Consider the following 20,606-nt stretch of genomic DNA (forward strand, 5'->3'; position numbering starts at 1 on the left):
TGGTCACGGCAACAATCGGCTCCTTGTTGATGGAGCCATTGGGCATCAACAAGATTCACAGATCGTTGCACCGAAAGTGCGGGAGAGCCCGCTCTTGCGGAATTTACGGACGGCATTGACAAACTCGGCATCGTCACATCGACCGGTATGGCTAGCATCGACAGGCTAGCCGGCCTGGTGCGAGACGCTGATTACCCTTTGCCGGACCTTGCTCTGATCGCTCTGCTGGAAATGGCCGAGCAGATCGATCTCTTGGACCAGCGCGTCGATCGCCTGGACGAAAGCATAGGTGCCGGTATCAAGATCGACGAAGCCAGGACGCGTTTGACGAGCATTCCCAGGGGGTGGCTCACTGATCGCAGCGACCGTTCGAGCCACCGTCCACGATCCAAACGGCTTCAAGCGAGGCCGAGACTTCGCCGCTTGGTTGGGGCTCAGGCCACGCCTGCTCTCTAGCGGAGGCAAAGAGAAGCTCGGATCGATCTCGAAGCAGGGCAACCGTCGGCTGCGAACGCTCCTCGTCGTCGGCGCCTCATCAATCAGGCGAAGCGGGGGGGGGGCTGCCGGCCTGGCTCACGGCGTTATTGGCTCGAAAGCCCTACAAGCTGGTGGCGGTGGCGCTCACCAACAAGGTGGCGCGGATCATCTGGCCCTGCTCTCCAAAGGCGGATCTACAGGAAGCCTGAGTCGATCCAGGCATGATCACGAAATCTCGGCGACGCAGCCGACAACAGAGCACGGTGCGCAAAGAGTGATGATCCAAGACGGGCACGAACCCGATATCAGATACGCCGCCTGACGCAATGAGTAATCGAACTCGCGAAATTGATAGGGCGATCAGATGTCGCGGAGTTCATCATGGCCAGCGGCGTCAGTCCGCGCAACAGGCCGGACATATGACTGCACCGCCCCGACTAGGATCAAATCTTCAGATGCCCCTTGCGGGTCGGCCGTTCCACATATGCGTCAGAGCCAGTTCTCAATGGAAATCCCGGGTCACTTCTCGACGGAAATCAACACCATGGCGGTGCTGTGGAAGGTCGAAACCGAAATCCGCTGCCGTCGCCGCCCTCTTCGACCAGTGGAGCAAGGAGCTGCCCAAGCTGTCCGGCAAATCCAAACTCGCCGAAGCGATCCGCTACGCTATCTCCAGACGCGCCGCTCTCGAGCGCTTCCTGACTGACGAGCGCATCGAGATCGACTCCAATATCGTCGAGCGGTCAATGAGGCCGCAGACAATTACGAGAAAGAACAGCCTCTTCGTCGGTTCCCGTGGAGGCGGCCGGATTTGAGCGACTATCGCGACGCTCCTTCAAACGGCAAATATGAACGACGTCGATCCACACGCCTGGCTCGCCCAGACCCTCGAGCGCACTGCCAAGGGCTGGCCGATCTCCCGGATCGACGATCTCACGCCGTGGAAATTCAAAGCCTGAACGGCCTCGACTGCCCGCTTACGCAATACCGTCAAGCTTCGACACACAATTCCCGCAGCTCACGACGGAGATCACGTTCCATAGCAGCTATTCGACCCCGAAATTCGCTGACATTTTGTACGTCAACGAGTCGGGCTACCGGTCGGCATGGAGCCCGGATACTCGACAGCTCTACCATCATTCGGATCAGACTCAGTGTCTTGGGTCGAAATTACAGATTCTGAGCACTGCAATGAATATCTTATCAAAATTAGGTAGAAAAACAATAGGGTATATTTATTGACTTTTATTACGAAAACAAGATAACGTTAAATTATCAGACAATTAACCTTATATTATATCAATATAAATATTTTCAGCATAATTCTGGAATTTTATAGTTTTGTTCGATAAAAAAACAAGTTGAAGTATATGTTTTGTTGAATAACGATGGGCGCGGTGCGTTCAATAAAAATAAACTCTCTATGGGATGAAACACAGTGAATATCCAAATCAAATCAGCTGCATTGATTCTTCTGAGTGGTTTTTTTCTCAGCAGCTGCAACGGGGGCGGCAGCGATGACAAGAATTCCGATTCTCATGGAATATTCACGTCTCTCCCCAGCAACGATCAAACCGTAGATCACCCCAGTGGTAACGACCTGGCAGTAGATAATAAATTTGACGATAAAGCCGAACAACCCGTAATTAATATCACGCCTCGCTACATTCCGGTTGCCTCGCCGACCATGGGGTGGGCGAGTTGGAACGCCCATGGCTGTAACATCTCTGAAGATATCATCAAGAAGTCAGCGGATTATCTGGTCACAAGCGGCCTCAAGGACGCCGGATATGTCCATGTCAACATCGATGATTGCTGGTCTGAGACGACGCGTGCCGCAGATGGAAGCTTGACGGGGAACCGCGCCTTTCCGAACGGAATGAAGGCTCTTGGGGACTACATTCATTCGAAGGGCTTGAAGTATGGCATCTACGCAACTCCTGGTCCGCAGACATGCGCTCAAATCGGTGGTCGTCAAAACACCACGGTTACTCCTCCTATTTCCGAAGCTGGGCGCCAGACGGGCAGTCTGGGACATGTCGAACAGGATCTCAACTCATTCGCAAGCTGGGGCGTTGATTTCCTTAAATATGATTGGTGCACGACGACTTCGCTGCAAGCAGATGATCAAGTTTCTACATTTATTTTGATGAGAAATGCAATTAATTCAGCAGAAAAAAAATATAACAAGAAAATTACTTATAATATAAATGCTACAAGTCACAACTCAATAAAAACAGGAACGACATATTTTTGGGGAAATATTGTAGATTCGTGGAGAACTACAGACGATATATTTTATGTCCCTCCTCGGCAACCCGGTCATCCCGCGTTCAGCGCCGTGATTAATCAGAATTTCAAAGGCAGCCTATTCCCTGAAGCGCAGCATACCGGCACCTATAACGATGCTGATATGATGGTAGCCGGTTTCACCGGTTCGGATCTCACGCCCGATAATGACCGAGCGCACGTGAGCCTTTGGGCGGTCCTGGGAGCGCCAATGGTCCTTGGAAATGACCTCACCGCGGGTCTGAGCCAAGCAACATTGAGTCTCCTCACCAATCCCGAGGTGATTGCGGTCAATCAGGATATTCTTGGTGTGCAGGCTCTCAAGGTCGATCAGCCCAATTCCTCGATGAGTGTCTATGCCAAACTTTTGTCCGATCCCGGGGAGAGGGCGGTCGTTCTATTTAACAACGGCGCCAGCGCTGCAAATATTTCGGTAAGCTGGGAGGCGTTGGGACTGGATCCCGCCAAACAAGTGACTGTACGTGATCTGTGGAGTCGAACTGATCTGGGTGCACAGACGTCGCCCTATAAGGCGCAGAAAGTGCCGGCCGGCGGCGTGGTGATGCTTAAGGTCAAAGGCACCGACCTAGCACCGACCAGCTACTGGCCATCGACCCTGGCCGATGGAGCCACCTCCATCGACTGTTCGACCTGCGAGGGGGGAAAGAAGATTACTAATCTTGGAACAGTTAGCTTCGAAAACGTCATGTCAAATAATGCGAACGGCAATTACATTCGCATCACATATCTGAATAAATCCAGTGCGAACGCGGTATTGAAGCTGGACATCAAAGACACATTCCCCGCGTCCTATGGAACTTATACGAAGATCAATTTCGGGCCGACGGGGAACGAAAGTGTTCCTGGCATGGTAACGCTCTTCGTTCGGCAGGGCTTAGGGGCAAACAAATTCACTCTCAGCCGTTTGGACGACACATCCATTCCAGTCCCTGAGATTGTGAAGATCGAAAAGATCGCTGGGCCAGTCCTGTACACGCCACCTGCCATGATGATCGAGGCTGAGAGCCCGAACAATACGATCGGCGGCACAGCAAAGGTAGCAGCCTGTGCGACTTGCTCGGGTGGCCAGAAAGTCGGTTACCTGGGTACGGTGATCAAGAATGGCATCTCCTATAATGGCTCGCTGACTTTCAACAAGGTGACTGTGCCCACCAGCGGCTCCTATGTTGTGACCTTCGCCTATGGAACGTCTGATCCTGCCGGCAGGAGCATACAGATTGCGACAAACGGCCAGTCACCGGTTACCCTTCAGGCCTCTTCTACGGGGAGCGACAATACGATAGCGAATTTGCAGGCAACCCTTACGCTCAATGCGGGTAGCAACAATACCATCATGTTGTACAACTCCGCAGGCTGGGCTCCAGATATTGACGGCATCGTTTCCATCAAAGCTTTGCCAACCTCAGTGGGCTTGATCCAACTGCAATGAAGGATCGAGTTTTTTGTAAATGTCCGCGATTGCGCCGTCGAGCAATCGCGGATTGTTGAGGTGCTTTTCCGCGTCAGAAGTCAGAGAGACCGTCTGAAAACTCCCATCAGGAACCGCACTGAGGGTTTTGGGACTGTCCGTGGGAGGTTCGCAGCAGCGTTCTGGGTGTTTAGTCCCGGAGTGTGATGGCGTATGTTTGTCATCGTCAGAGAGGGATGCGCTATGGGGCAGGTTTTTACACGGGAGCGCTAAGACCACGTACGCCGTTCGTGCAGAGTTACAGCGATCGCAAGCTTCGTCCGCAGAACTGGCGAGGCGCTACAGGCTTAACGAGAAGACCGTAAGAAAGTGGCGATCGGGCGATACGGTCGAGGATGAGCCAATGGGTCCCAAGGAGTGTCGCAGTTCCGTCCTGTCGACGATTCAGGAGGCTGCGATCCTGTGTCGAAACGCGCTACCGTAGCGGCGGCTCCATCTTTTAGAAGAGCTGAGAGTGCCTGCAGTAATGTGATCCTGAAAGGCCTGGAGGCCGGAAGATCAGCACCGAACACCTCAGAGAAACCTAAACACGCCTCGGCTAATTCCTCTGCTTCTGTCCGGCCCGCTGTGGCTTCGGCTAGGCGCGCGGCCAAAGGGTCACGCACATCGATGGGTTGACCCCTCTCGTCCCGTCCGGCGACGTAGACTATCCAGGCCGCGATGCCCAACGCCAGGCGCTCAAAAGTGGCGCCGACTGCCAGCCGGTCGCGGATCGTGCCGAGCAGGCGCTGCGGCAATTTCTGCGAACCATCCATGGCGATCTGCCAGGTCCGGTGCCGGAGCGCCGGGTTGCGGAAGCGGTCCAAAAGGGCCGCGCGATAGGCGGCAATATCGAAGCTTTCGAGCGGCGGCAACGTTGGCGAGGCTTCCTCCCGCATCAGCCCCTCTAGCAGCGCGGCGAAGCCCGGTGCTGCCATCGCGGTGGCCACTGTCTCGTGGCCAGCGAGATAGCCTAGATAAGCGAGGGTGGAGTGGCTGGCATTGAGCAGGCGCAGCTTTATCAATTCGAATGGTTCGACATCGGCGACGAAGCTGGCGCCGCCTTTCTCCCAGTTAGGCCGTCCCGAGGGGAAGCGATCCTCGATCACCCACTGCAGGAAAGGCTCGCTCACCACCGGCCAGGCATCTTCCACGCCGAGCGCATTGGCGACAATAGTCCGGTCCTCCTCGGTCGTTGCCGGCACGATGCGGTCAACCATTGTGCAGGGAAAGGCGACATTTTCGGCCACATAGGCGGCAAGATCAGGGTCGCGCAAGGCGGCGAAGCGCCTGACTACGCTCGCGGTGGTGTGGCCATTGGCCGGCAAATTATCGCACGAGAGGACGGTGAAAGGAGCGTGTCCCGCTCGCCGGCGCCGAGCAATTGCCTCCACCAGAAAGCCGATGGCCGTTCTGGGTGCTTCGGGGTAAGTAAGATCATGCCGGATGTCGGAATTATCCTCGTCAAGGTCTCCCGTGGCCGGGCGGTGACAATAACCTTTTTCAGTAACAGTCAGCGATACGATGCGCGTGTTTGGCGCGGTCATCAGATCGAGCACAGCTCCTGGGTTTTCTGGCGCCACTAGCGTCGTGAGAATAGCACCAGTCACGGCAAAACGATCTCCGGTGCCGTCACGCACCGCCACGGTATAGAGGCCGTCCTGCAGTGCGAGGGCATCACGGATATCGGGGCTGCGCAGCGAAATCCCGGCGATGCCCCAGCTGTAATCGCCTGCCTCCAGTGCTGCCTCGGTTATTACCGCCTGATGCGCGCGATGGAAGGCGCCGAGCCCAAGATGGACGATGCCGATGTTCACGGCACGGCGATCATAGAAAGGGCCAACGACCCCCTTCGGCAAGTTGGAAAGAGCACCCTGATTCAGCCGGTTCATCGGACCCGCCTTACTGCGTCGCCGAGGATTGCCGGGAGCGGGCGACGATTTGGGTGGGATTGATGAAGCGCAGGGCGAGCACAAGCCAGAATAGAGTGGTCACCATGTAGACCACGGCCATAGCGTCGATAGACTGAGAGGCGCGCACGCCCGAAGCGAAGACAGCGTAATAGAGTGAGACCACCAGAGTCTGGCTGGTTGGGCCGGCGGCGAGAAAAGTAAGTTCGAACATGGCGATAGTGCGCACCAATACCAGCAGTAGGGCCGCCAGCATGCCGGGCAGCAAAAGCGGCAGCAGGACGCGCAGAAACAGGCTACCCGTTCCCGCGCCGAACACTCGGGCGGCGGCCTCGATGCGAGGATCGATCTGTTCGATGAAGGGGACCATCACTAAGACAACGAAAGGGATAGAGGGCACGAGATTGATGATCACAACTCCCCAAAAGCTGCCTCCCAGCCCTAACTGATAGAGTATCGTGGCAAGCGGAATGCCGTAGGTAAGTGGCGGCACCAGCATCGGCAGCAGGAAAAGTAGGGTGATCAATCGCTTGCCGGCAAAGCTGCGCCGAGCCAGTGCATAGGCGGTGGTAATGCCGATGAAACCGGACAGCAATGTCACGAGGAAGATGATCTCAAAGGTAACGAGCAGCACGCTGGTGAGCTGGAATTCCTGCCAAGCGGAAAAATACCACCGCATGGTGAAGCCGGCCGGTAACCATGTACCGAGCCAACGAATAGCAAAGGAATTCATTAGCACTGACACGATTACGCCGAGCAAATTGAGAATGAACAACAGCGCAAGTGCCCACATAGCGGTGCGCCAGAGTTTGGAGCCGAAGCCACGGTCGCGGATCATCGGATCAGCCCTTCGTTCCGCCGGCCGGACCCCGATAAAATAGGTTCCGAAGCGCCAGCACTGCAAAGACAACGACAAGCTGGACGGCGCCCATGATGATTGCGATCGCCGAACCGAGCGAATGGTTGTATTCCTCGAACGCGGCCGAATAGGCTGCGATGGAGAGAACGCGCGTCGCGCCTGCCGGTGCACCGAGCAGTACCGCAGAAGGAAACACCGCGAAGGCCTGGACGAAGGAGAGACAGAACGTGACCGCAAGGCCAGGGACCAACAATGGTAAGAAGATACGCAGGAAACGCCGGCCGGCCCCAGCTCCGAGCGTTGCCGCGGCCTGCTCGATGGCTGGGTCAATACCGGAGATGTAGGACAGCGTCAGCAAGAAGGCGAATGGAAAGCCGGTGATCACCAGGGATGCGAACACGCCCCAGTAATTATTGGTGAGTCTGAGCGGTGTCTCGATTAGGCCGATAGTCAGCAAAATACGATTGAACCAGCCTTGCGGCCCCAGGAAATTCAGTAAACCCTCTGCGACCAGCACCGTACCAAGAGTGATTGGCAGGACGAGAATAATTGTCAGCAATCTTTGCCGTCGCATCAAGCGCACCCGGAAGGCTATCGGTACGGCAAAAGCCAAATTGAGGATAGTGACTGGCAAAGCAAGCCAGAGCGTTGCGCCGATAGTGTTATAGAGAAAGGGTTCTGAGAAGAAGCGCCGATAATTATCATACCAGGGGCCGGTCACAGGCGAGATCGAGTCGAGCAGGCCGTAGAAGAAAGGATAGATGAACAAAGCCAGGATTGATACGATGCCGGGCAGCATCAGGAGTGTGATGCCGTCGAGGCCGCCCGCCGCCAACCGCATTCTTAGCGAAGGTTGAGCTGACCGTGAGCCGATTGCCGTGAAGGTATCGCTCATGCGCTCTCTCCCGTGAAAACTAGCGTGCGGGCGGCATCGATGCCTATTGACGCCGCTGCCCCGACTGGATAGGCGCTGTCAGCTTGGAAATAGACGATGGTGCCGTCGGCCAGCATTGCCGAGCCGAACCAGGCCCGGCCGCGATATTCGATGGTACGCACCGTGGCGGCAAGGCCGCCCGCGCCTTCCATGATTTGCAAATCTTCCGGACGGACCGAGATCGTGACCGGCGTGCCCGGTGCATGTTCCCGCGCCGCCGGCAAGGCAAAACGGGCACCCGCGATCTCCACCGTGCCAGCGTTGTCTGTGACGCGGCCAGTAATACGAGTACGAAAGCCCATGAAATCGGCGACATCGACGGCCACCGGACGCTCGTAGAGTTCCTCGGGTGTTCCTACCTGCCGGATCACGCCCCGAGACATTACTACGATACGGTCAGCCAGTGAGAGCGCCTCGTCTTGGTCGTGGGTAACATAAATCGTCGTGGAGCCGATGGCCTGGTGAATAGCGCGGATTTCCGCGCGCATCTCCAGGCGCAGCTTGGCATCGAGATTGGACAAGGGTTCATCCATCAGCACAAGCGAGGGCCGAATAACGATGGCGCGGGCAATGGCGACGCGCTGCTGCTGGCCGCCAGAGAGCTGGCCGGGCAGCTTGTCGGCCTGCGATTTTAGACGCACCAGATCAAGCGCCGCATCGACCCGCTCAGCGATCTCAGCGTGCGGCACGCCGCGCATAGTCAATCCGAAGGCGACATTCTTGCGGATAGTCATATGTGGGAACAGTGCATAGGATTGGAACACCATACCGAAACCACGCTGCTCCGGCTGCAATTCGTGGATCGCCCGACCGTCGACGCGGATCTCACCGCCCGTTAGTGGCAAGAGGCCGGCAATGCAGTTGAGCGCAGTTGATTTGCCGCAACCGGACGGACCGAGCAAGGCAATGAACTCGCCCCGTTCTACAGTCAGATCGATGCCATCCAGTACCTTGTAGGTACCGAATTCCCGCTGGAGATCGACCAACTCAAGCCGCCCTCCGCCGACAGGGGAGAGTTGAACAGGGTTATTGGCGCTATGGGCAATCATTACTGTATAACTCCGGAACGAAAACTGGAGTGCCGATCTCCAGATCGACATCTTTGGAATTATGGCTTTCTAAAACAAAGATGCCGATCTGGAGGTCGACACTCCGTCTATCATGAGCCCGGTGCTGCGAAGTTGATCTCCAAGGGCACCTGCACGTGACTTCAGAAAGGCAGTCACATTTGTCATTCCCGGGCTCGCCCCGCCCTAGCATCTAGAAATACGGGAGCCGCACTCTCGAGCGCAGAACTGGTTTGCTAGGAACACCGTGTAATGACAAAAGTCGCACCATCATGAGTAGAGCCTTCCTTTAGGTCTTCTTGGCGCCGATGCGTTCGTCCCAGATATGGAAGGCTGCGACCAGCTTGTTGATATCGAGTGGGATTTCCAACTGATTGTTGGCAATCAACTCATCATATTCGGGCCGACCGAACTCTTTGATCGCCTTCTGGCTGTCTTCCGGCGCGAGCGAGAGTGGCACGTCCTTTATGGCCGGGCCAGGATAGAAATAACCTTCGTCATAGGCATAGGCCTGAGCTTCCGGTTTCAGCATATAGTTCATGAGATCGAGAAGAATGGCGAGCTTGTCCTCAGACACGCCTTTCGGCACCACCATATAATGGGCGTCTGTTACCCAGTGGAAACCAGCGAGTGTGCCGATCTTGGCCTCCGCCGGCACCGCACCGAGCACACGCGGATTGATGTCCCAGCCTGTGGTCGAGATTACGATATCGCGCGTGCCGTCGCCGAATTCGCGCATAGTTTGGGTGGTGCCGGAGGGGTAATATTCAATGTTCCTGCCAAGCTCCTCCAGATAGGTCCACGTCCTTTCCCAGCCTTTCAGGGGATCCTTGGGGTCGCTATCCTTGAGTATATAAGGCAGGCCCATCAGGAAGGTGCGGCCGGGACCGGAATTGGCCGGGCGAGCATAAATCAGCTTGTTCTTGTTCTGGCGGGTCCAGTCGAGTAGTTCCTCGGCGGTTTTCGGCGGCTTGACCACTCTATCGGGCATATATTCGATTAGTGGACCGGAGGGATAATAGGAAACAATCACGCCATGATTCTCCGCCATGGCCTGCATTTTGAAGGCTTGCGGGATGTAGATCGCCTCCAGATCGGGAAGGTCGCTCTTATAAGGCACGAGATCGGTCCACAGCCCTTGCGCCAGACCGGCGGCGAGGGCATCCGTACCGGTAAGGACGAGATCAATATCGACCCGGCCTGCCGCTTGCTGGGCTTTTAGCTTGGACGGCAGCTCGGGCGCCGGTGCCTTGGTAAAGACGATGCGGCTTACCCATTCGGGCTTGGAATCGGCGTAACGCTGCAAGGCGCGCTGGGTGAGGGCAAGATTACCCGCCACATCCGTCACGGTGAGAGTAGCCGGACTCGCAGGTGCCTTTAGCGCGGCGAAGGCTTGGCCGCCGAACAATGGCGACCCAGCTAGCATCGCCGAGGCACCGAGAAATTTTCTGCGAGTCATGCGCATGGTGTGGTCCTCCCAATCGGCCGGGTCCGAACCCGGTCTATTTATCAAGCCGGCTGTTGTGGTCAGTTTTCTTCAAAGTCTATAAGCCGCCTTCGCCAAGCGAAAAGACAGATCGACGGCCATTTCATGCGCTTCATCCTCTTCGAGGCGTCCGTCGCAGACGAGGCGAGCCAGCCAGGCGCAATCCACCCGGCGGGCGACATCGTGGCGGGCCGGAATTGACAGAAAGGCACGAGTATCGTCACTGAAGCCGACCGCGTTGTAAATGCCGGCCGTTTCGCTGGTTGTTTCGCGGAAGCGGCGCATACCTTCCAGACTATCGAAAAACCACCAGGCCGGCCCCATCCTGAGCGCCGGATAATGGCCAGCCGGCGGCGCAAGTTCACGTGAATAGGCGATTTCATCGAGAGTGAACAGGATGATAGTCAGCGTCGGGTCGTTGCCGACGACCGAGAGCAGAGGAGGCAGGGCGTGGACATAGTCGGTGCGGGTGGGGATATCGGCGCCTTTGTCGAAGTCGAAGTGCTCGAATAGCCAACTATTATGGTTGCGTAGGGAGCCTGGATGAATCTGTATCACCAGCCCGTCATCGCGACTCATGCGCGCCATCTCGGTGAGCATTTGGGCGCGGAACAGCTCGTGCTCTCCAATGTCGGCCGTGCCCGCGCGCACCTTGTCAAACAGGCGCGCGGCATCAATTGGGGGCAGATTGGCCGTCAGAGCCGAGGGATGGCCATGATCGGTCTCTGTGGCCCCTCGTGCCTTGAAAAACGACCGCCGACTCCGGTGAGCGGCAAGGTAGCCCGTCCAAGTTTCGGACTCGCCCGTCAGTTCGAATAGCCGGGCGAGCGCTGCGGCAAAATCCGGCCGGTCAGGATTGACCACAGCATCGGGACGATAGGTCGGTACGACCCGGCCGTGCCAGCCAGAAGCAGCAATCGCATCGTGGTCGGCCAGATCTTCAAGCGCACTATCTGTGGTAGCGATGGCCGCGATGCGGAAGCGGTCATAGAGCGCGCGCGGGCGCATCTCATCCTCGCTCAGCGCCGCCGCAATCGTGTCATAGAGACTATCGGCATTGTCGGGCGACAATTGCTCCTTGATGTCGAATACCGTTTCCAGCGCGTGCTCGAACCATAGCCGGGGCGGGGTGCCGCGGAAGAGGCGGTAATGTTCGGCGAACAAACGCCATATACTGCGTCCGTCGGCTTCCGCCGGTCCATCATCGACACGGGGCACACCCAGAGCCTCCAGCGGCACGCCCTGTGAATAGAGCATGCGGAAGATGTAATGGTCGGGGATAACGAACAATGTGGACGGATCCGGGAACGGCAAATTTCGAGCATACCAAGCTGGGTCCGTGTGCCCATGTGGGGAAATAACAGGCAGCTTTTCCACTGCAGCAAACAGGCGCCGCGCCACTGCTTGCGCGTCCGGCGAGATCGGCAACAACCGATCTGGATTGAGCGCCATCGGTTCTCTCCTTCTTGCCGGCAGTCACGGCATGCCCTACTTGGCAAACCCTAACAACTAATATATTAGAATGTCAACCTGTGCAAACTAACCCCTTTGATGGCGATGACCCCACCTTTCTCTCCGCTCAGCCTGGACGAGGCTGCCCGCCCGAGCGTCGTTCGCCGCATTACATCCGCGACTCAGGTGTTTGAAACGCTGCGGTCTGAGATCATCGCCCTGCGCCTGAGGCCGGGCACGCCATTGCAAGACAAAGCACTGATCGACCGTTTCCACGTCAGCCGCACCCCGGTGCGTGAGGCGCTGATTCGGCTTGCCGAATTGGGACTGGTGGACATATTTCCGCAATCGGGTACGTTCGTCTCGCAAATTCCGGTCAGCGCCATTCCCGAAGCGGTCTTGGTCCGCAGGGCGTTGGAAGGCATTACTGTGGAGAAGGCTGCAAGGGCGGCTACGCCCATGCGCATGGCGGGGATCGACCTTGCCCTTGGGCGCCAGCGTGCGGCTGCTCTCGTCAATGACGCTGATGCTTTTCATGAGGCGGACGAAGCCTTTCACGCGGCGGTCGCCGATCTCGCCGGCCATCCGGGCATCTGGTCCCTGCTGACTCAGGTAAAGGCGCAACTCGACCGCGCCCGCCGCCTCACCGTGCCGATCTTAAGCCGCATGGGCCAGGTGTTAAATGAGCACGGTGTGATCCGGGACCACATTCTGTCCGGAGACATCGAAGGCGCGAAGGCGGCAATGACGGCTCACGTTAGCGCAGTCATTCCCGACGTCGACGAGTTGAGGAAACGTTTTCCTGAATATTTCATCTGAGACAGACTGTCGCCAGAAGGAGAACTCAATGAGGCAGGGCTGGAGATGGTTTGGGCCAAAAGATCCCGTAACGCTGGACGCAGTGCGCCAGACCGGCGCCACTGACATCGTATCTGCGCTGCACGAGGTGCCTATCAGCACGGTGTGGACCCAGTCTGCTGTGGAAGCGCGTCGGGACCTGATCGAGACCACGCTCCCAGGCCGCGTGCCTCTGACCTGGTCAGTGGTCGAAAGCATTCCGATTCCCGATGCTGTCAAGCGTCTCGGCTGTATAGCCAAAGCGGAGATTGAGGCCTGGATCGCTAGTCTGGAAAGCGTCGGCAGGGCAGGCATCGGGATCGTCTGCTATAATTTCATGCCGATAGTCGACTGGTGCCGTACCGAGCTCGATCATGTCACCGACACCGGCGCCACGGCGATGCGGTTCGACGCCGATACTTTCGCTGCTTTCGAATTGTATATTCTCGAGCGCCCAGGCGCGGAGAACGACTATACCATTATAGAGCAGGAACGCGCGCGCGCGGTTTACGAAGCCATGGATGAGGTGGCCAGAAAGGCGCTCATTAATAATATTACTAGTGCCTTACCGGGATCGACCACCGAGTCCATGACCATCTTGCAATTTCGCGAGAAGTTGAAGCAATATTGCGGTATCGATTCCAACCGCCTGCGCAGACATCTGATTGAGTTTCTGACCGCCGTCACGCCCACGGCGGAGCGCTTCGGGATTCGACTTACCCTGCACCCCGATGATCCGCCTCGCTCTCTGTTCGGCTTGCCTCGCATCGCCTCCACTGAAGCCGACTACGCGGCGTTGTTCGAGGCGGTGCCTTCACCCACCAACGGTATGTGCTTGTGCACTGGCAGTCTCGGAGTACGATCCGACAATGATCTGCCCGGCATGGTGCATCGCTTCGGACCGCGCATTCATTTCGCTCATCTGCGCAGCACCAAACGCGAGTCAGATCCCCGTAATTTCCATGAATCCGCACATCTCGACGGCGACACGGATATGGTCGCGGTGCTCAGGGCTCTGGTATCAGAAGATCGCCGGCGCGCGCCGGGTGAGACTATCGTGTTTCGCTCCGACCATGGCCATCGAATGCTCGATGATCTCGCAAAGGACGTGACGCCCGGCTATCCAGCGATCGGGCGTCTGCGCGGACTTGCAGAATTGCGAGGCATTTTGCATGGTTTAGGTCATCGCCCGGAGACCTTCTGGAACTCTGTTGCAAATTCTGCACTTGATGGCGGAGGAGGGGAGGGGGCGCCCGGAAATGCGTCTGATCGACAGAGACAGATGGCCGCTGTGGGATCTAAGGAATCCTGACAGCTGCCATTTATCTGGCTTTCGATCCAAACCAAGGGCAGCTACCACCGAACGAAAAAAGAGGAGACCTTTACCTCCAATGTGATCTGCAGAATATACCCTTTAGGGAGATCGGTTCTTTGCAAATAATCCGAATTATCTCGCAATGATAAACCCAAAAAACCTATCTCTCCTATTGTAAAGGACAAGAAAGCCACATGCAAGTCATGCCTTCTCTCATGGGGCTACGGTATTATTTGAACTGACGCATGCTGTTGCGCCGTCCGTATTTTGTGCAACGCACTTGTTATTTTTGAAATTTAGACTTTCTGTTTCAAATTAATGCGGGAAATCATAATCGAATATTTCCGAATTTAGCATTTAATGTCGAGTTTAAACTCAATATAAATTGAAATAAACTACTGTATATTGTTACGATAAAAGATGGTATATTCTTACATGAGACCTAAAATATTTGCATATGACGGCTTGTCGTTGCCTCTGGTCGAAAAAAGAACTTAATTCAAAACGCTTTTCAACATTTAAGAGGAATAGTGATGGGACGATCTATCGGGTTTGTGGCGCGCTCCAATCACCCGTTTCTTTTGAAAAGGACTACCACCTGGCCTCGGGCCCAACAGGTTATCGGGACATTCGCCCTGAGTGTGGTGTTGGCTGGGCTTGCCGCATGTAACGACGGAAGTGGTGGCGCCCCGCAATCCCCCAATTCAACTTTTGGGACTATTGATGCTGGATCGGACGTCTCCGCAGCCAATAGCAATCCCGCTCCAGTTCAAGCGCAGATCGAGGCGATCAAAGACAACGCTGTCCAAGGCCAACTGCGGACGGATCCAGGGCAAGATCGTCAAACTTCTTGCCCGGCGCCAAAAATTATTTCATCCGCCGACAATGACGCTAGCGTGATTCAGCCCGATCCGCTTGGTACCATCGTCTCCTCAACTTATGCAACCTCGATCGACCGCCGTAGATCGCAGTTGGCCAGTATCTCGGGTGCGACTAGCTTGTCGCCGGAAATGCGGGCTGCATATCTGGCGAACGTGGCCGATATCTACAAGGCCATTAACGACCGGAACTTGGTCGACGGCTTTAATGCCAATCCGAGTTACAATCCGTCAGACAATAGCATTGCCGGGCTTCGTGCCCGCCGCCTCTGGCCGATGATGGATCCGATGAACCCGGATAAAGAGGCCACTAGCCTGGACCTCAATGCGGAAGTATTTCTGGAGCTGCAGAATCTGACACTTTTGGCACAAGCCTATATATTGCCCATCACAACCTCTGAATTACCAAACGGTATAAAATCTTACTATCAAGAAACGGAAATAAAAACTAAAATAAAGATTTCTTTGGATTATATAACTAATGATTTATTTTCGAAAACCGGGACTTCCGGATCGAACTGGTGGTATAATGAAATTGGAAATCCAAAACTGATAACAAATATCATTTATATTTTGCTTGGAGATAGAAATAACCGCTATGCGAATTTCTCTGACAAGGATATCGACGGTTATCTCAAGGTCGTCGAATCATGGATTCCTGATCCGGCCCGGCGCAGAGGCTCTTCGTCGAGCGAAACGGGCGCCAATCTGGCCGACAAAGCATTTATTTTTCTGATGACCTCTTTGTTGCGCGGAGATCAAGCCAAAGTTGGCCGTTCCGCCGCTATCTTGAGCAGCACGGAACCGGATGTTGCTATTGGCCTTTCCGCGCCCTTGTTGAATATTCAACCCGTGAATGTCAAAACGAATGATGGGTTCTATTCGGATGGTGGATACATTCAACATAACTACCATTCATATTTGGGGAATTATGGTAAGGATTTGATCTATAGTGTAACTTCTGCCGCTGATCTCCTAGTAGGCACCAATAATGACATTCGCGGCACCCCAGGGTTGATTAATCTCTACGGGTACATTGAAAAAGGCATAGTCTCGCAAATCTACAATGGCGCTCTCACACGCACCTCACATGGGCGCATGCTGTCGCGGCAGGCCTACGGCGAGCATATCGTAGGACGCTGGCTCATTGCCTCCTTGGCGAATCTCGCCGGCGCCTTGGACAGGACCCAGCCACCTGCATCCGTCGATCCCGCCACCTCGGATAGGATCAAGTCTTACCTGAAAGGCTGGATGACTCGAGACACTACGTTTAGCTACATGCCTCCATCTGGTGGCAATCTCGTCACTGGGGCCCCAGCTTATATCCAGGGTATTATGGATCCGAGCGGATACTACACGATGAACAGTTACGCTGGGGAAACACTGTGGGGCATCTGGAAGGATGGCTGCGTGCCAGCGGCAAGCGAAGTGCCCGGTGTCGTCAGCATGCCGAGTATTGCTAAGGTATTCGGCAGAAGTGGCGGTGCCAACTCCTTCGCGGTTGATATCGCAATGTTCAGCGACAGCATCCAGTCTTTCGAGCAGACCAACAACGAAAACGGCACGGGATGGTGGGGATCCTTGGGGACGGTCTATCTGCATACAGCCGATCAGTCGCAATTCGACGGAAACTTCCAGCCGACTGTGAATCTGCGCCGTTTGCCCGGCACCACCACCGACGGTTCAGGCAAGGCTTTGCCCGATGCCAACTCGGATTTGAAGGCAAAAGGTGCCTTCAACACCAACGCCTGGGCTGGTGCTTCTGTCCTGTCTTCTCCCAATACGGTGGGGGACGCGGCAATGAGCGCTTCCGTAGGCCTGATTTTCTCCACCCAGAACGCCACCCGGCCGTCTTCGGGCAGTTTCACCCCTCTGACCGGTAACAAATCGTGGTTCCTGTTCGGCGATAAGATCGTTGCACTGGGTTCTGCTATCAATGGCGGTATCGGCCCTGTTGAAACCATCATCGAAAACCGTCGGCTGTCGGACTCTAGCTCGATGCCGACGCTGAACTATGGCGCGGCCGATACATCACAGGCTCTATCCTTGAATCCCGGCGCCGCCCAGATTTTGCCGGCCGGCGTAAGCTGGGTGAGCTATGCCGACCCCAAAATTGCAAAAAGTCAGATCGGATACGTGTTCCTGCAGGGTTCTCCAGGCGTGCGGGCGCTTCTGAACGATGGTTCTGGAACTTGGAGTGCGCTTGACAAGGGCTGGAGCACTCACGGCGACACCGTGGTGCGCACCAATCGCTACTTTAGCCTCGCCTATCAGCACGGCTCCAATCCAGCTAATGGTGCCTATGCTTATGTTATCCTCCCGGGCCGGGACGCTTCCGCAACCCAACAGGCTGCGGCGGCGCTTACTTCTCGCCTTGTCATCTTGCGTAACGACCAATACGCCAGCGCGGTTGCGGATTCTGACCTTGGACTTCTCGGTGCCAATATCTGGTCGGTTTCCACCAGGGACATCATCGTCAATGGTGTTGATGGTCTCCCCTTAATCACTGCGTCGAATCCTGCAAGTGTCACAATGGGCGATGAGGCAGGTGGCAAGTTGCGCATCACCATTGCCGATCCAACTCGCAAGGCCGCTAGTGTTAGGATCAAGATCAACCGCAAAGCGATTTCAGTAATTGCCAAGGACGACTCGGTGACACTCGACCTGACAACCGATCCGCAGGCCATGATCCTAACCGTGAACACGACCAACAAAGCAGGGGTTTCCCAGAGCGCTCTTCTTCAGCTGGAAACATCGGAAATGGGCGCCGGTGATACATTTTCCAGCCAATAATACAATGAATTCGGCACCGCGCCCTGCGGGCGTCGATTCGTCAGATTGTGCCTAAAATTCGTACGCATGGGACACGCGCCTCGAGATTGTCGCACGTGCAAGAAGGTGGCCCTTTTAAGAAAGGTGGGAAGGTGGACGCCTCCGGAAACTGGTGCGTTGGGCGATTTCATGATTTAGTTCGGGCGTTGATTTACGGGCGCGCGAATGGCCGGCCAGCGAAATTTCTGGGATATTGAGGATCGCCTGAAGGAGTTTTCGGCGGGAGGGAGCCTCTTGAGAGGCTCTGTCGCAAATTCGAAACCTTGACGAACTGCATTACAGTTGCATATTTATCTATGATCTGAATCTATGGGTCACCATGATTCGGAGGTCATGGATGACAGGTGCATCAATCGAGACAACGCTTGAACTTTGGGCCTCCTCGCTGCGTGAGGTGAAGGCTCGGATGCGGCCGCTGTTTACGCAGGAGCGCGTTGCAGCATCTGCGAACCTTTTCCTGGATGGCTTGCTGGGCGAGGAGCGGCGCAAGACAGGTTGGATGCGCGCTGAGGCGGCCGGTGATCCCGGCCCGTGGCGACAACAAGCCATTCTGGGTCGTGGGCGTTGGGATGCGGACGCACTTCGCGACATCGTGCGAGAGTATGTCGTAGACAACCTCACCACAGATGATGCGGTCCTGGTCATCGATGAGACGGGCTTCCTCAAGCAGGGCAAGACATCGTGCGGTGTTGCGCGTCAATATACAGGTTCAGCAGGCAAGATCACGAACTGCCAGATCGGCGTGTTCGCCGCCTATGTGTCCGCTCGTGGTCATGCCTTTATCGATCGTGCCCTGTACTTGCCCAAGAGCTGGATTGGCGATCCGGCAAGGCTTGCGGCAGCCCATGTTCCTGAGGCGACAGCCTTCGCCACCAAGCCAGGCCTGGCTGTCGATATGATCCGGCGTGCGCTTTCAGCCGGTGTGTCGTTTTCATGGGTGGCCGCGGATGCGGTGTATGGCGTAGGCGACGTCGAAGGCACCCTGCGCCGAGCCTGCAAAGGCTATGTTCTTGGGGTTAAGTCGGACCACCATTTCGGCTCCTGGTCAGGCAAGCCCCCGGTCGCTGGCACAGCTCAGGAGATCGCCCGTGATCTCGATCCACAAGCATGGCAGCGTCTTTCCGCCGGTGAGGGCACCAAGGGCGCGCGGCTTCATGACTGGGCTTACTGCGAACTCGCCGATCTTGAGGCCGATGAATATAGCGACACACAAACCGGGCTTTGGACCCGTGGCCTCCTGATCCGGCGCAATATCAGCGACGGCGATCTGGCATTCTTCACCACATGGTGCCCGGCAGGGACAGCCATCCAGACGCTCGTTTGTGTTGAAGGCCATCGCTGGGCGATCGAAGACGGCTTCGAGACCGCCAAGAACGAGCTCGGACTCGACCACAACGAAACCCGATCGTGGCATGGCTGGCATCGCCACGTCTCCCTTGTCATGCTTGCCTTTGCTATGATGGCGGTGATCCGGTATCGCGCCAACAACACAACACCCCCAAAAAGACCGCGGATGCCCACCATCAAAACCTGATCCGTTGGTCCATCCAGGAAGTCCGGCGTATCGCCACCCGCCTCGCCCAGCCTCGCATAAACCCCGCCTACATCATCGCATGGTCATGCTGGAGACGTGCCCATCAGGCTGCAGCTCAGCGAGCCCACCTGAAAACTAATATGCAACTGTAATGCCAGGCCTCGTGGACAAAGCTTGACTGGGTGAGTCCTGGTTGATTCAAGGCTGCTTTTTGGGAGGCAGGCTTGGGCGAGCGGATTGGGGTGTCGGATGAAGAATGGGTGCTGATCGGCCCTCTTCTTCCATCGGAGCGGGGGCGCGGTTGCCGACCAGCGGGTGACAACCGCCCCTTCTTCGAGGGCATGATGTGGATGGCGCGCACCGGTTCGCAGTGGCGTCACCTGCCGGACGAATATGGCAAGTGGAACAGCGTTTTCCGCCGCTATCGGCGTTGGGTCGAGACGGGGGTGTTCGACGCCATGCTCGAAACTCTGGCCGAAATGGCGGGTCGGGAGCGGTCCGCCGACATGATCGATAGCACCATCGTGCGGGCGCACCACTGCGCTGTCGGCATAAAAAAGATCCCATGATGAGAGTTGGATAGCGGCCTGAGGGAGATCAGAGTCGGTTTGCTACCAACCACTGTGGAAGGATTTGGCATGTCAGCAGAAGCCATCTCGCAGCCTGCCGCCATCCGAGTTGATCTTCGCGCAATTTTCGTCTCGCTGGAGCTGTCGAAATCGTCATGGCTGGTGACCTCGCTATCGCCAGGCTGCGAGAAGATGTCCCGGCACTCGGTACCGGGTGGTGATATGCCAGCACTTCTGGCGTGTCTGGATGCGCTGCGCGACAAGGCACAAGCCCGCGAAGGTCAACGCTATCCGGTGATCGCTATTCAGGAAGCAGGGCTCGATGGCTTCTGGATCCATCGAGCCTTGGCGTCGGAAGACTGGATCACCAGCCATGTGGTCGACGCCGCTTCGATTGCGGTGTCGCGCCGGCATCGGCGGGCGAAGACCGACAGGATCGACGGTGAGACGCTGGTCCGCACCCTGATGGCTTGGATGCGCGGTGAACCAAGGGTGTGCTCGATGGTCCGCGTGCCAGCGGTCGAGGAGGAGGATCGCCGCCGGATCGGAAGGGAACGCAAGGCGCTGGTCAAGGAACGAACGCTGCATACAAACCGCATCAAAGGCCTGCTCTTCAGCGTCGGCATTCGGGGCTACGAGCCGAACCGGCGAGATCGGCGTGAATGCCTGGAGGAACTGCGGACAGGCGATGGCAAGTCG

General features: G+C 56.4%; 13 protein-coding genes and 4 pseudogenes. 10 read left to right on the forward strand and 7 right to left on the reverse strand.

The genetic code is table 11. The features are described 5' to 3' along the window. Positions 1-165 precede the first annotated feature (165 nt). Entirely contained in the window at positions 166-378 is a 213-nt protein-coding gene (locus ACTJKX_RS33610; RefSeq protein WP_394315455.1) for a hypothetical protein, read from the reverse strand. Between ACTJKX_RS33610 and ACTJKX_RS33615 the strand changes: the two genes are divergently transcribed. The 4 genes and pseudogenes from ACTJKX_RS33615 to ACTJKX_RS33630 all read left to right on the forward strand — a co-directional run. Next, positions 356-799 (forward strand): transposase, encoded by a 444-nt coding sequence (locus ACTJKX_RS33615; protein ID WP_440727961.1) that lies wholly within the window; start codon positions 356-358, stop codon positions 797-799. The two genes, ACTJKX_RS33610 and ACTJKX_RS33615, sit on opposite strands and share 23 nt — an antisense overlap. 199 nt (positions 800-998) lie before the next feature. Beyond that, positions 999-1,436, forward strand: a pseudogene (locus ACTJKX_RS33620) (IS66 family transposase); the annotation flags it as partial. A 479-nt stretch (positions 1,437-1,915) separates the two neighbouring features. After that, entirely contained in the window at positions 1,916-4,216 is a 2,301-nt protein-coding gene (locus ACTJKX_RS33625) for an alpha-galactosidase D (protein ID WP_440727953.1), read from the forward strand. Positions 4,217-4,412: 196 nt separating this feature from the next. After that, positions 4,413-4,658 (forward strand): annotated as a pseudogene (locus ACTJKX_RS33630) (hypothetical protein); the annotation flags it as partial. Here ACTJKX_RS33630 and ACTJKX_RS33635 read toward each other — a convergent pair. From ACTJKX_RS33635 to uxaC, 6 genes are all read right to left on the reverse strand, one after another. Further along, a complete protein-coding gene (locus ACTJKX_RS33635) occupies positions 4,543-6,126 on the reverse strand; it encodes a mannitol dehydrogenase family protein (protein WP_440727954.1) in 1,584 nt (527 codons plus the stop codon). The pseudogene ACTJKX_RS33630 and the gene ACTJKX_RS33635 sit on opposite strands and share 116 nt — an antisense overlap. A gap of 10 nt (positions 6,127-6,136) precedes the next feature. Beyond that, entirely contained in the window at positions 6,137-6,982 is an 846-nt protein-coding gene (locus tag ACTJKX_RS33640; protein ID WP_394315452.1) for an ABC transporter permease, read from the reverse strand. Positions 6,983-6,986: 4 nt separating this feature from the next. Further along, positions 6,987-7,898 carry an ABC transporter permease gene (locus tag ACTJKX_RS33645; protein WP_394315451.1) on the reverse strand — a complete coding sequence of 304 codons (912 nt, stop codon included), beginning with the start codon at positions 7,896-7,898 and terminating at the stop codon, positions 6,987-6,989. After that, complete coding sequence (locus tag ACTJKX_RS33650; RefSeq protein WP_440727955.1) at positions 7,895-8,986, reverse strand: ABC transporter ATP-binding protein; 1,092 nt, start codon at positions 8,984-8,986, stop codon at positions 7,895-7,897. Before ACTJKX_RS33650 ends, ACTJKX_RS33645 begins: the two co-directional genes overlap by 4 nt. Positions 8,987-9,293: 307 nt before the next feature. Next, positions 9,294-10,469 carry an ABC transporter substrate-binding protein gene (locus tag ACTJKX_RS33655; RefSeq protein WP_394315449.1) on the reverse strand — a complete coding sequence of 392 codons (1,176 nt, stop codon included), beginning with the start codon at positions 10,467-10,469 and terminating at the stop codon, positions 9,294-9,296. Positions 10,470-10,541: 72 nt separating this feature from the next. Continuing rightward, the gene (gene uxaC / locus ACTJKX_RS33660; protein ID WP_440727956.1) at positions 10,542-11,942 is read right to left on the reverse strand and encodes a glucuronate isomerase; all 1,401 of its coding nucleotides are present in this window, start codon (positions 11,940-11,942) and stop codon (positions 10,542-10,544) included. A gap of 105 nt (positions 11,943-12,047) precedes the next feature. On the opposite strand from uxaC, the gene ACTJKX_RS33665 reads away from it, so the two are divergent. The 6 genes and pseudogenes from ACTJKX_RS33665 to ACTJKX_RS33690 all read left to right on the forward strand — a co-directional run. Continuing rightward, positions 12,048-12,761, forward strand: a complete 714-nt coding sequence (locus ACTJKX_RS33665) for a GntR family transcriptional regulator (protein ID WP_394315458.1) — start codon at positions 12,048-12,050, stop codon at positions 12,759-12,761. Between the two features lie 28 nt (positions 12,762-12,789). Continuing rightward, positions 12,790-13,971 (forward strand): annotated as a pseudogene (gene uxuA / locus ACTJKX_RS33670) (mannonate dehydratase); the annotation flags it as partial. Between the two features lie 656 nt (positions 13,972-14,627). After that, entirely contained in the window at positions 14,628-17,765 is a 3,138-nt protein-coding gene (locus tag ACTJKX_RS33675; RefSeq protein WP_440727957.1) for a polysaccharide lyase family 8 super-sandwich domain-containing protein, read from the forward strand. Between the two features lie 358 nt (positions 17,766-18,123). Continuing rightward, on the forward strand, positions 18,124-19,338 hold the full coding sequence (locus ACTJKX_RS33680) for an IS701 family transposase (protein WP_440727958.1): 1,215 nt from the start codon (positions 18,124-18,126) through the stop codon (positions 19,336-19,338). 224 nt (positions 19,339-19,562) lie between these two features. Then, positions 19,563-19,907: an IS5 family transposase gene (locus ACTJKX_RS33685; RefSeq protein ID WP_440727959.1), complete on the forward strand. Its 345-nt coding sequence runs from the start codon at positions 19,563-19,565 to the stop codon at positions 19,905-19,907. Between the two features lie 69 nt (positions 19,908-19,976). Further along, positions 19,977-20,606, forward strand: a pseudogene (locus ACTJKX_RS33690) (IS110 family transposase); the annotation flags it as partial.

The organism is Labrys sp. 22185, assembly GCF_052045555.1.
Lineage (GTDB): Bacteria > Pseudomonadota > Alphaproteobacteria > Rhizobiales > Labraceae > Labrys > Labrys neptuniae.

Excerpts from the sequence above, each read along its gene's own strand:
- ACTJKX_RS33665 (WP_394315458.1), top strand. The coding sequence starts at position 12,048 with ATGACCCCACCTTTCTCTCCGCTCAGCCTGGACGAGGCTGCCCGCCCG.
- ACTJKX_RS33640 (WP_394315452.1), bottom strand. The coding sequence starts at position 6,982 with ATGATCCGCGACCGTGGCTTCGGCTCCAAACTCTGGCGCACCGCTATG.
- uxaC (WP_440727956.1), bottom strand. The coding sequence starts at position 11,942 with ATGGCGCTCAATCCAGATCGGTTGTTGCCGATCTCGCCGGACGCGCAA.
- ACTJKX_RS33650 (WP_440727955.1), bottom strand. The coding sequence starts at position 8,986 with ATGATTGCCCATAGCGCCAATAACCCTGTTCAACTCTCCCCTGTCGGC.
- ACTJKX_RS33645 (WP_394315451.1), bottom strand. The coding sequence starts at position 7,898 with ATGAGCGATACCTTCACGGCAATCGGCTCACGGTCAGCTCAACCTTCG.
- ACTJKX_RS33680 (WP_440727958.1), top strand. The coding sequence starts at position 18,124 with ATGATTCGGAGGTCATGGATGACAGGTGCATCAATCGAGACAACGCTT.
- ACTJKX_RS33675 (WP_440727957.1), top strand. The coding sequence starts at position 14,628 with ATGGGACGATCTATCGGGTTTGTGGCGCGCTCCAATCACCCGTTTCTT.
- ACTJKX_RS33635 (WP_440727954.1), bottom strand. The coding sequence starts at position 6,126 with ATGAACCGGCTGAATCAGGGTGCTCTTTCCAACTTGCCGAAGGGGGTC.
- ACTJKX_RS33655 (WP_394315449.1), bottom strand. The coding sequence starts at position 10,469 with ATGCGCATGACTCGCAGAAAATTTCTCGGTGCCTCGGCGATGCTAGCT.